The sequence below is a fragment of the Mesorhizobium sp. M7A.F.Ca.MR.176.00.0.0 genome, assembly GCF_004023165.1.
Lineage (GTDB): Bacteria > Pseudomonadota > Alphaproteobacteria > Rhizobiales > Rhizobiaceae > Mesorhizobium.
The window spans coordinates 1-7,188 of record NZ_RZTC01000183.1; the positions used below are offsets into that span (position 1 = coordinate 1).

General features: G+C 62.1%; 11 protein-coding genes. 8 read left to right on the forward strand and 3 right to left on the reverse strand.

From position 1 onward, the window contains the following. Both EOB59_RS32795 and EOB59_RS32800 read left to right on the forward strand, forming a co-directional pair. A partial coding sequence (locus tag EOB59_RS32795) for a hypothetical protein (protein WP_245486854.1) occupies positions 1-416 on the forward strand: 416 nt, incomplete at its 5' end. After that, positions 337-1,032: a terminase family protein gene (locus tag EOB59_RS32800; RefSeq protein WP_245486855.1), complete on the forward strand. Its 696-nt coding sequence runs from the start codon at positions 337-339 to the stop codon at positions 1,030-1,032. The genes EOB59_RS32795 and EOB59_RS32800, both read left to right, overlap by 80 nt. Positions 1,033-1,244: 212 nt before the next feature. Here EOB59_RS32800 and EOB59_RS32805 read toward each other — a convergent pair whose 3' ends face one another. Further along, positions 1,245-2,039 carry a hypothetical protein gene (locus EOB59_RS32805; protein ID WP_127331695.1) on the reverse strand — a complete coding sequence of 265 codons (795 nt, stop codon included), beginning with the start codon at positions 2,037-2,039 and terminating at the stop codon, positions 1,245-1,247. 574 nt (positions 2,040-2,613) lie between these two features. Here EOB59_RS32805 and EOB59_RS32810 point away from each other — a divergent pair. Then, the gene (locus tag EOB59_RS32810; RefSeq protein ID WP_128290165.1) at positions 2,614-3,369 is read left to right on the forward strand and encodes a terminase family protein; all 756 of its coding nucleotides are present in this window, start codon (positions 2,614-2,616) and stop codon (positions 3,367-3,369) included. Positions 3,370-3,488: 119 nt separating this feature from the next. After that, positions 3,489-4,292 (forward strand): methyltransferase domain-containing protein, encoded by an 804-nt coding sequence (locus EOB59_RS32815; RefSeq protein WP_164895826.1) that lies wholly within the window; start codon positions 3,489-3,491, stop codon positions 4,290-4,292. 329 nt (positions 4,293-4,621) lie between these two features. On the opposite strand, the gene EOB59_RS32820 is transcribed toward EOB59_RS32815, so the two are convergent. After that, positions 4,622-4,993 (reverse strand): nuclear transport factor 2 family protein, encoded by a 372-nt coding sequence (locus tag EOB59_RS32820; RefSeq protein ID WP_128290167.1) that lies wholly within the window; start codon positions 4,991-4,993, stop codon positions 4,622-4,624. A gap of 278 nt (positions 4,994-5,271) precedes the next feature. Between EOB59_RS32820 and EOB59_RS32825 the strand changes: the two genes are divergently transcribed. The 3 genes from EOB59_RS32825 (at position 5,272) to EOB59_RS37255 (ending at position 6,310) form a co-directional block, all read left to right on the forward strand. Further along, positions 5,272-5,463: a hypothetical protein gene (locus tag EOB59_RS32825; RefSeq protein ID WP_128290168.1), complete on the forward strand. Its 192-nt coding sequence runs from the start codon at positions 5,272-5,274 to the stop codon at positions 5,461-5,463. Positions 5,464-5,841: 378 nt separating this feature from the next. Beyond that, the gene (locus EOB59_RS37000; RefSeq protein WP_245486856.1) at positions 5,842-6,216 is read left to right on the forward strand and encodes a hypothetical protein; all 375 of its coding nucleotides are present in this window, start codon (positions 5,842-5,844) and stop codon (positions 6,214-6,216) included. Then, positions 6,185-6,310 carry a hypothetical protein gene (locus EOB59_RS37255; RefSeq protein WP_281035567.1) on the forward strand — a complete coding sequence of 42 codons (126 nt, stop codon included), beginning with the start codon at positions 6,185-6,187 and terminating at the stop codon, positions 6,308-6,310. Before EOB59_RS37000 ends, EOB59_RS37255 begins: the two co-directional genes overlap by 32 nt. Before the next feature lie 141 nt (positions 6,311-6,451). On the opposite strand, the gene EOB59_RS32835 is transcribed toward EOB59_RS37255, so the two are convergent. After that, positions 6,452-7,063, reverse strand: a complete 612-nt coding sequence (locus tag EOB59_RS32835; protein ID WP_245486857.1) for a methyltransferase domain-containing protein — start codon at positions 7,061-7,063, stop codon at positions 6,452-6,454. Between EOB59_RS32835 and EOB59_RS37005 the strand changes: the two genes are divergently transcribed. Further along, positions 7,005-7,188 (forward strand): hypothetical protein (locus tag EOB59_RS37005; RefSeq protein ID WP_245486858.1); only part of this gene is annotated, 184 nt, incomplete at its 3' end. The genes EOB59_RS32835 and EOB59_RS37005 overlap by 59 nt on opposite strands.

Below are 7,188 nucleotides of genomic sequence, written 5' to 3' on the forward strand. Positions count from 1 at the left end.
AGACAGCCGCCAGGCCAACGCGCCGCAAGCCGGCGAGACGCAGGTCCGCTGCCAAACCGGCCGCGACGCAGAAGCCGCGCCGCAAGCGCGCCAAGAAAACACTGGGCGACGATTTCCTGGCCGCCGTGCGGGCCGATTTCCGCACACATGGCGCCGGCGTCATTGCCGAGGTGCGGGCCGACAAGCCGGACCAGTATCTGAAGATCGTGCTGTCGGTGCTGCCCAAGGATTTCGATGCCACGATCAACCAAATGGACGGCCTGAGCGATGACGAAATCCGCATCCGCATCCGCGCCCTCGAGGCCGTCGTCAAGCCGTTCCTCGAAGAGCCCGGCGATGTCCGTGAAGACGGAATATCTGGCGCTGATGGCCGAACTGGACAGACGGCGCCGGACCAATCAACTGGCGGCCTATAGACCGTATCAACGCCAGGCCGAGTTTCACGCAGCGGGCTCCCAGAACCGCGAGCGCCTGTTCATGGCCGGCAACCAGCTCGGCAAGACCAGGGCAGGGGGCGCCGAATGGGCCATGCATCTCACCGGCCGCTATCCCCAGTGGTGGCAAGGCAAGGTGTTTGACTCGGCCGTCAGGCTGTGGGCGGCCGGCGTCACCGGCGAAGGCACGCGCGACAATCCGCAGCGCGTGCTGGTCGGCCCGCCGCAGCAGCAGGCGGCCTGGGGCACCGGCATGATCCCGGCCGACGCCATCGTGCAGACCTTCATGGGCCGCGGCGCACCGGGCGCGCTCGACAGCGTCGTGGTGCGCTGGGGCGGCGGCGGCGACGTGCAGGCCGACGAGTCGGTGCTGTCGTTCAAGAGTTTCGAGAAGGGCCGCGAGAAATGGCAGGGCGAGACTTTACACGGCGTCTGGTTCGACGAGGAACCGCCGCTCGACATCTATTCCGAGGGCCTGACCCGCACCAACGCGACGGGCGGCATCACCATCGTGACGTTCACGCCGCTGCTTGGGATGTCGGACGTGGTGCTGTTGTTTTTGTCGGCGGGAGAGGTGGAGCGGATGGGGAAGGGGTGATTTCGCGCTCGCTCGCGCGTTTCCTTTCCCTTGTGGGGGAAGGTGGATCGGCGCGCAGCGCCGAGGCGGATGAGGGGTGTTCCAGCGAAGTGGAACGTTGGCCTTCCCGGGACACCCTCATCCGACCTCGCTTCGCGAAGCCCCTTCTCCCGCAAGGGGAGAAGGGGAGGCAGTTCTCACCCCGTCACTTCCACTACCGCTCTGCCACAAATTCAGGCGGTTGCCGGCAATGATGAATGCCAGACCGCATGATGCGAAATCTGGTTGTGCTCGATGCAACTGGCTGCCAGTTTGCTGATTTCAGGATCGGCCGACGCCCGCGCCCATTCGACGAAGGCATCGACGACCACCAACCTTGCGCGACCGGCCAGCCCAAGACCGTAACGCCGCACCACCGGCTCGGAATGGTCAAGCATCTTGCGGATCATGGCTGATACATCGTCCCGCCATTGCTCGGAAATATCCGAGATGACCGAAAACGCCGTTTGCGGCTTGAGCAAAGCGGCGTGCTGGCGCGCAAGCCTCAACTGCCAGTCCCGGGCAAAGCGGACGAACTGGACAGCTCCCATGCGCACGGCGTCATGCTCATCATCAAGAGCAAACAGGGCCTGCGCCAGGTACTCGCCATGGTCACGCGTGCTGCACCGCAAGATGGACTCCACGGCATCGAAACGCGTGCGCGAGTTGCTATCCCCAAGCAGTGCGGCCAGTTCGCTCACCATCGAACTTATGTTCTGGTTTTGAAACGTGGCCAGAAACGCGCCCGCCGCTCGGGTCCGGGCGTTGGGCGATGTCAGAAGGAGACGAAGGCTTTCCAACGGCACCGTCCTGCCAAGATCGGCAAGCAGGTCGCTGGCTAGCGCGCCATCGTGTTCATCGGTGGACGACAGCAGAAGCTGCAGGATCTCCGGGCCCGTCGGGGCATTTGTCGATTTGCCGAGCGGCAGCAGGATCTTGCCGCTTTCGCTGAAATAAAGATGAGCAACCTCGCTGTCCTCGGCGGACAAGCGCATCGCGTCGAATAGATCTGTCATGGCAAAGAGTGGCTGCCCCACCCGCGTAGAGTAGAGGCCGCGCGGAAGGCGCCGGCCCAAGACGCATCGGCTTCACCGATGCGGAGACGAGCCTTAGCGCATATCGACGTAGAAGAAAAGACGCGTGCCGCAAAAGGTGGTCCGCATCAAGCGCCGGGCAGTATGATGCCGGGAGGGCTTATGGGTATTTGCTGCCCGCAAGCTGTCTGGCACGGGCCCTGGGATCGGTTGCTTTCCGGGTTAGCGGTTGGCACCATATTCTTTCATCATCTGTAATCTGATTGTACCAGACATTGCATACTTTGTTTGGTGTGTCGGGGATACAAACCTTGCGTTCGAACCCTGAAGAATTGGCGTACATCTTGCAGGTTTTCTTACTCGTATCATATGGAACGTTCGATTGGCATGCTGACGCGCCGGCGGCAATGGCCACAACGATTGCTATGCGGATCATGTATATCCCCCAAATTCGCCAGCAGCTTTGCATTGATAAACAGTATTATCAATGGCCGTTGCTCGTCCCGGCAAATAATTTAGGCAGACCGATATGTCCCGACACGTCACCTTCATGACCATCGACGATGCCGCGCACTACACGCCGCAGGAGCGCGCGGCGATCGTCGCCGCCTATCCGGCGCACGAGCGCGAGGCCCGCGCCCGCGGCATTCCGGTGCTGGGTTCGGGCCGCATTTTTCCGGTGGCCGAGGCGCTGATCGCCTGCGAGCCGTTCCGGCTGCCGCGCTACTGGCCAAGGCTGGGCGCGCTCGATTTCGGCTGGGACCATCCTTCGGCCGCGGTCGAGCTTGCCTGGGATACGGAGGCCGATGTCGTCTATGTCACCAAGGCCGCGCGGGCCTCGCAGCAGACGCCGGCCATGCAGACGCTGACCTTGAAACCATGGGGCGAATGGCTGCCCTTCGCCTGGCCGCGCGACGGCCGCCGCGAAACGCTGGAAGGAGCGGGCGTGGCGCTCGCCCGGCAGTATTCGGCACACGGGCTGAACATGCTGAGCCGCCACGCGCAATTCTCGGACGGTTCGGTCTCGGTCGAGGCCGGGCTGATGGAGATGCTCGACCGCATGCAGAGCGGCCGCTTCAAGGTGTTTGCGACGCTGGCCGACTGGTTCGAGGAGTTTCGGCTGTTCCATCGCAAGAACGGTCAGGTGGTCAAGCTGCGGGATGATCTGATGGCGGCGACCCGCTATGGCGTGATGATGCTGCGCGAGGCAGTGGTCGATCCGGCGGAGTTCAAGGCGGCGAGAAGGGCGGTGGGGCAGAGCGATCCGCTGGGGGCGTTTCGGTGAAGTGAAGGGCGTCGACCCTGCACCTGTGGTTCGTAACACCGGAATTACGGTGCGGGACTTTCTGGGCGGCATGTCGGCACAAAATATGCCAATCTCAGGTCGATCCATTGGAGGCAATGATGCCCAACCACGAGATGAGCCAGGCAAGTTTCCCGGAGATGTACGAGCGGTGGCTAGCAGGCCCTCTCTTCCGGCCATGGGCCGAAATGATTCTCGAAGAGGTGGCGTTGTCTCCAGGCGATCGTGTCCTCGACATCGCTTGCGGAACAGGAATCGTGGCCCGCGTTGCAAGGGAGCGGCTCGGTGACGCTCGATACGTCGTCGGCATCGACATCAGTTCGGATATGCTTGCCGTTGCGCGCGCCGTGGCACCGGGCATCGACTGGCGTGAAGGCAATGCCAGCGCCCTGCCTCTCCATGACGGAGAGCAGTTCGACGTTGTCGTCTGCCAGCAGGGACTGCAGTTCTTTCCCGACAAGCCCGCGGCGGCAGCGCAGATGCGGCGGGCGCTGGCCAAGGGCGGCAGGCTGGCGGTAGCCGCATGGCGATCCGACGATGAAATCCCGTTCTTTCGGGAACTGCGCCGCGTGGCGGAGCGCCATTTGGGCGCCATCAAGGATCAGCGGCACAGCTTTGGCGACGCGGCCCCCATCGAGGCGCTGCTCTGGGACGCCGGCTTCCACGAAGTCCGGTTAACGACCGTATCGCGCACGATACGCTTCCAGGACGGCGCACCCCTGCTGCGATTGAACACGATGGCCCTCGTCGGCATGAGTGCTGTCGGCAGGGAAATGAGCGATCAGGAACGCAAGCGCGTCGTGGAGGCCATCGTGAGCGAAAGTGCGCCCGCGCTGCGCCCCTACGCCGATGGATCGGGACTCGCTTTCGAGCTCAGCACCAATTTGGCGACAGCTGAAGGCTAACGTGTTCCATCGCTGCTCTGCTCTTTCGATCTTCGCGATCGCGACTTGCATCGTGGAGACTGAGACATGGAAAATATAGTGCACTGTCACCGTAATTTCTTTTCGGTGAAGCGAAGCGCCCTTCACTTCGTCATCCTCGGGCTTGACCCGAGGATCCATGCCGCGACATCAGCCGGGGAACGCGGCACGTCAGAATTCTGCGCCGTAGCAGCGCTCCAAGGTCACGGCATGGATCCTATGGTCTGCGCCGCGTCGCTCCGCTCCTTGCTCCGCCATAGGATGACGAAGAGGCATCGATCGCACCACCGCATTTCGAATTGAAGCCGTGGTTACTCCACGATCTTCCAATACGAATCCTTGCGGATCACCTTGCCGTCGCGAAACGTGTAGAAGTCGCAGCCCCGCACTTCCTTTTTCACGCCATCACGGGTGGTGCCGGTGAGGGTCCATTTCGACATGCCGGTGTTTGCAGCTTCATCCGCAAAGTGCTCGCCATTGCCGTAGTGGACATCGGGCAGGCCTTCGAAGCGTGTCGCCAGCGCGTCTCTAACGTTGCATTTGCCCTCGCAACGCGTGCCCCAGGGCTCGGCTCCCCTCGGCATCTCCAGGACGCAGTCGTCGGCAAAGAACGCCATGATGCGATCGAGATCGTGCGCGTTGAAGGCTTCGCATAGCTCCGTCAGTGTCGCCCGAATGTCCATTCGCCCGTCTCCTGGATAGCCGTCGATGTCGAGTAGGTCATGGTGATTCTATATATGCGAGTGTGTTAGTTAGCTTAAATGTAAATAGTGCACTGTCACCGGAGTTCTACGCCGCGATTCGCGACGAAGCACAAAAGGATTACGACGATGCACAGTCAGCTGTCGGACGGGCGCATTTCGAGAATACGATGTCGTTTGGCGATTGGTAATTCAATGAATGCTATACCTATCACCCGGCCTTGCAGCGAATCTTTCTCACAATAATCCTTGAGATTCCGATGTTATTTTTCACCGTTTTTGGAGTTATAGCGCTGTCATTCGCGATCGCCATGGGAGTGGCTGCTGTTAAATCTAGAGATATCAGCCAACAGAAGCGAGTGGCGCTTATTTTTTGCGCCGCACTGCTTAGTGTTCCCGGATTATTTGCTGTGTATATGATGCTTATATTTGTAGTGGTTTTGTTTCAGTAGGAACCAACGGGATGCGTCTGCTTTTCGGCTGATCCGAGATTATGCCGCGACTTCCAAGCGTCGTGGCGATGAATAAACCCCGGACAGCTGCATTCTTCAACAACCGTCACGGCTGGCGTCCCAAGTCCTTGCGAACGCCGCTTCGCCACAGCAGGACGAAGGGCCAGGCATGCACCCTCGCATCATCCCCGCAACCTTGCGCGATCTCAGTTACATCGCAGCCAATTTGCGCCCTGAGGACCGGCCGAGATCGACTGCCAGCTCGACCATTGGTCGCCGGCGCTGCTGGCGCTGACGGCGCTGCAGGGGTTTGCCTATGTCGCCGAACTCGACGGCAATCCGGAGGCCGGGTTTGGCGCGGCGGAGCAACGTGGCGGTTTGTGGATCGCCTGGAGCTGGGGCACGCGCCGCATGAAGCGCTGCGTGCCTGGGATCACCGGGTTCTTTCACGCCGTGCTTGGGCCTCAGGTCGCGGCGCGGGGCGCCTGGCGGGTCGAGGCGCGGGCGCTGGCCGCCAATGAACTGGCGCTGCGCTGGCTTGGCCGGCTGGGCGCCACGCAACGCTGCCGGCTGCCGGGCTACGGCCGCAACGGCGAAGACTTTTTCCTCTACGACTGGACAAGAACCTCTAATTTCGGAGAAGGCTGGAACCATGTGCCTGTTGCAAAAACCACCGGAACTGAAGCCATTGCCGCCGGTACCGACGGCGCAGGACAAGGACGTGCAGGCGCGCGAGGCGGCATTGCGGGCTGAGCTCGAACAGCGAAACGGCACCGCCGGCACCATCAAGACCGACCTCGCGCCAGGCAGCCTCACCGGCCAGCGCCGCGTGCTGCTGGGGCTTTGACCATGACCGCGATGAAACGCAGTTTCAGGAAGCGCGTGTGGGACTGGTGGGTGTGGCGACGCCATGCGCGGGTGATGAAAAGGCGGGGATAATCTCCCCCCTCGAGGGGGAGATGGCCGCGAAGCGGCCAGAGGGGGGAGATTACGCTCGCCGCGCAAACGCCCACACCATCAGCGGGTATTCCTCGTCGTTGCTCAAATCCCGCCACAGGCCGTAGGCGCGGACGGGGCCGCCGATATGGGCTCTGGCGCAGGCCTTGTTGCCCCAGCCGTGGACCTTGACGTTGGCTTCCGCGAAGCCGCCCTCGACCATCAGCTGTTTGAGGCCGGCGGGCGTCCACCTGTTGTAGTCGTGCGGCCTGGCGTGGACGCGGAACAGGAACGGCGTCGCCACCATCGCCCAGCCGCCGGGCCGGGTCATGGCGTGGATGTTTTCCACCGCCGCGTGAGGCCGCCGCACATGTTCCAGCACCTGGTCGGCGATGACGATCGAATATTGCTCGTCGGTGCGATCCCTGCAGATGTCGAAGGCGGGGAAATCGACCGAGCGGTAATTGGGGCACATCGCCCGCCAGTAGCGGTTCCAGCCGGGCGAGATCTCGATCACGTCGGCGGCCTTGCGGTTTCCGGCTTCGAGAAAGAGGCTGAACGCCTCGATCTGGCGGATGCGCAGCCAATTGCGGGAATCGTAACCAATGAGCCGTTTCACGGCGCGTTTGCTTTGGCTTTTCAGGGCGGCAAGGCTTGTCGTCACATCGACCTCCTCCAAAACCCGCCGCGAGCAAGTTCGTAGCATCGCCAAGTGGGCAAAAGATGACAAGACATCGAGGCTGCCAATCTCTCCCCTCGAGGGGGAAATGTCGCCGAAGGCGACAGAGG

Bases quoted from the DNA above. Each gene is read 5' to 3' on its own strand.
- EOB59_RS32815 (WP_164895826.1), top strand. From the start codon at position 3,489: ATGCCCAACCACGAGATGAGCCAGGCAAGTTTCCCGGAGATGTACGAG.
- EOB59_RS32800 (WP_245486855.1), top strand. From the start codon at position 337: ATGTCCGTGAAGACGGAATATCTGGCGCTGATGGCCGAACTGGACAGA.
- EOB59_RS32810 (WP_128290165.1), top strand. From the start codon at position 2,614: ATGTCCCGACACGTCACCTTCATGACCATCGACGATGCCGCGCACTAC.
- EOB59_RS32820 (WP_128290167.1), bottom strand. From the start codon at position 4,993: ATGGACATTCGGGCGACACTGACGGAGCTATGCGAAGCCTTCAACGCG.
- EOB59_RS32825 (WP_128290168.1), top strand. From the start codon at position 5,272: ATGTTATTTTTCACCGTTTTTGGAGTTATAGCGCTGTCATTCGCGATC.